3 protein-coding genes are annotated in these 3,085 nt (G+C 38.1%); 1 reads left to right on the plus strand and 2 read right to left on the minus strand.

Going from position 1 to position 3,085, the window contains the following annotated elements:
- Nucleotides 1–813 precede the first annotated feature (813 nt).
- Nucleotides 814–1,665 (plus strand): thymidylate synthase, encoded by an 852-nt coding sequence (locus JMX91_RS13115; protein ID WP_201549602.1) that lies wholly within the window; start codon nucleotides 814–816, stop codon nucleotides 1,663–1,665.
- 171 nt (nucleotides 1,666–1,836) lie between these two features.
- Here the strand turns inward: JMX91_RS13115 and JMX91_RS13120 are convergent, their stop codons facing one another.
- Together JMX91_RS13120 and JMX91_RS13125 are read right to left on the minus strand one after the other, a co-directional pair.
- Entirely contained in the window at nucleotides 1,837–2,343 is a 507-nt protein-coding gene (locus JMX91_RS13120) for a hypothetical protein (protein ID WP_201549604.1), read from the minus strand.
- Nucleotides 2,340–2,906: a hypothetical protein gene (locus tag JMX91_RS13125; RefSeq protein WP_227679427.1), complete on the minus strand. Its 567-nt coding sequence runs from the start codon at nucleotides 2,904–2,906 to the stop codon at nucleotides 2,340–2,342. Before JMX91_RS13125 ends, JMX91_RS13120 begins: the two co-directional genes overlap by 4 nt.
- Between the last annotated feature and the right edge of the window lie 179 nt (nucleotides 2,907–3,085).

The following is a 3,085-nucleotide window of genomic DNA, read 5'->3' on the forward strand; positions in this document are numbered from 1 at the left end:
TCATACCCTCGTCTAAGCTTTTTAGTACTTGTTTACGAAAATCTAATGAGTAAGTCATGGTCTTTATGATAGCAATTAGGTTTGATAATTAGTTTATAACACTTTTAAGTGGGATTGGTTATAGCGTTCATACCATTCGCTTATATGAATTTTATATGGTTCTTTAAACCCTTACATCATTTAATGACCCACCGTATCAGTAAAGCGCCTTTGTTGTTTGCAAATATAAATACAGACAATGCTGACATTGAAATGTATAAGGGAGCTGATGGCTATAGAATAGCGAGAATAACGGCCTTCACTTCCATTTGCCCAATATGCACAGCCCCTATTGAACTAGCTGATGGCAAACCTGATCAAAAGCAACCGTTAGTTGGTAGATGCAGAGAAGCACCTCATGCCCATGTTTATAGTTTTGACAGGATGACCTTGAAAGGATATTTTCTAGGTCATGAAGGTTATTTGAAGTGAGGGCAGGCATCAAGCAAGTAAATCGAATATTTTCATACTAAATAGTTAAATCAATTCTTTGTAGGCTTTCTTGGTTAAAAGTACAGCCCAAACAGCCGACTATTCCCATAAAGGTATCTTATGGCAAATGATGTTAGATAGAAGGATTCGGTTTCATTGGCTCCATTGGGGCATAGTCTGTTGATAAGTTACTAAGACAATCAGTTGTTACGAACAGGTTTGTACAATTGAGCCTTGAAACTTTATAATGCTCAATGAAATCAAAAGGTAAAATGTATTGTCCACGCAGATCAACAAAAATCACCTTTTGAGCTAAGTTTGTAGTCTAACTAAGGTTATTGAATGAAACAGTATCTAGATTTATGTCAACGTATAGTTGATGAGGGTGTATGGGTAGAGAATGAACGAACTGGAAAACGTTGCTTAACCGTTATTAATGCTGATTTAGACTACAACGTAGGAGCTAATGAGTTTCCCTTAGTAACTACTCGAAAGAGTTATTGGAAAGCAGCTATCGCAGAGTTGTTGGGATATCTACGTGGTTATGATAGCGCAGATCAGTTTCGAGCTATTGGATGTAATACATGGAACGCCAATGCCAATGAAAATGCAGCTTGGCTAGCTAATCCTTATCGTAAAGGTAAGGATGATATGGGCCGAGTTTATGGTGTACAGGGACGAAGATGGCGTAATTCAGTAGGAGAGGAGTTTGACCAACTTCGTAAGATTTATAATAACTTGCGAAACGGTATTGATGATCGAGGTGAAATTCTAACCTTCTACAATCCAGGTGAGTTTCATATGGGATGTTTACGTCCTTGTATGCATACTCATACATTTTCGTTGTTAGGTGGAAAGCTTTATTTGACTTCATCACAACGTTCATGTGATGTACCATTAGGTCAAAATTTCAATCAGATTCAAGTGTTTACCTTACTAGCTCTCATGGCTCAAATTACGGGCCACGAGGCTGGAAAAGCTTATCATAAGATCGTAAATGCACATATTTATGAAGATCAATTAGAATTAATGCGTGACGTGCAATTAAAACGCGAACCTTATCCGGCACCTAAGCTTCATATTAACCCTGAAATTAAGTCTCTCGAAGATATTGAAACATGGGTAACACTGGATGACTTTAAAGTTGAAGGATACCAGTATCATGAGTCTATTGCCTATCCATTCTCAGTTTGATATAAGCATAAAGTGAAAGCTGAGAAAAGTGATAAATTTCTATTAGGCATAAAGTATCAATATATGTGATTTATGCTATAGGGTATATGCTTATTAGCTAAGCTCTCGCTAGCTTTTAAGCAAGAGGAAATTAAGATTATGCTCTTTATAGAATAGATAATTTTTGACAGACTAGTGCATAAGCTGTTTCGTTCTTGTATCTTCTAAAACTAACATTTTTCTCAATTTCTCAATTTCTTGTCTGGCTTCTGATAGGGATCTCTTATCTGTGTCAGATAGTGTTTTATAATAATCTCTTGATTCTCTCATCTTTTGTAACCGTTTATCTGAGTGCTCAGCGACCCTTTTTATATCTTGATATTCATTAAACCAGTAGATAACCTCACTTTGTGCTCGGCTTAGCTTTGCTTCTAGCGCATTTTTTACATTGGCAGTGCTTAAACGTACTTGTTCTTTACGTGATTTCTCTTCGGTTTTCCGAGAGTCTCTGATCTGTTTAAGCTCTTGGACAGGCCAAACGCGGTTTGAGATGGTGTTCCGATGAATACCAGTCATTTCTGAAAGTTGTGCTACAGTGGCTTTCAACCTCTTGTTGCCTCTAATGTCCGACAATGCCTTTTCCAATAGCAATGTGTTTGCATCATAATCATCGCTATTCTTTTGATCATAAGCATTCATAGTTCAACTTCCTCACCAAGATTTTCCAGTACCATTCTCGCTTCGTTCATTGCTGCTAGAACTTGCTCACGATTGTGCGAATATTCTGGTTTATTGAGATTAAGCTTGTTTAACGTATAAACTTCACGCCATTTAGGGGCATGTTTAGTAGTTACAACGGCTTGTTTACATCGAGCTGGGTTGCAACGCAGTGAACCAATACATGGTAGGCTTGAGTCATATTCTTCTGCTCTATTACCATAGCAAATCCCTTGGCCCATATATACTATTGCAACACCTTGATCTACCATAGCCTCATATACTTCCTCTTCCGTGTAGCCTTCAGCCATATATCCGCTAAACGTCTTAATTAGACGTTTTTTATGCTCATTCGCTTTACCGCCATAATACGTGCCATTTGGATTATGGGCTGTTTTAATAGCCTCTAATTCAGCTGCTCGGCGCAATGATTTCTTGTCACCTTTCCGGTTCCCATCTTTTGACAGCATTTCACCTATATCACCATACCCTAGCGTTACTAATGAAGTAGACCCAGCAGAGGTATAGTTAGAGACGCTATCCACAAAATGCTTTAATTGAAACGATATTAGAGGTAGTGACCTATGCTGTCAAATCTGTAGACATTGACTTGGGAGATTTTAGTTACGCAGCCTGACGATAAAAGTCAAACCATACCTGTCTTGGCGTTTTATAGCCTAAACCCTTTTGGATTCTAGTTTCACTGCGAGCATAGCTCTTCACT

The sequence above is a fragment of the Psychrobacter sp. Pi2-1 genome (assembly GCF_904846645.1).
Classification (GTDB): domain Bacteria; phylum Pseudomonadota; class Gammaproteobacteria; order Pseudomonadales; family Moraxellaceae; genus Psychrobacter.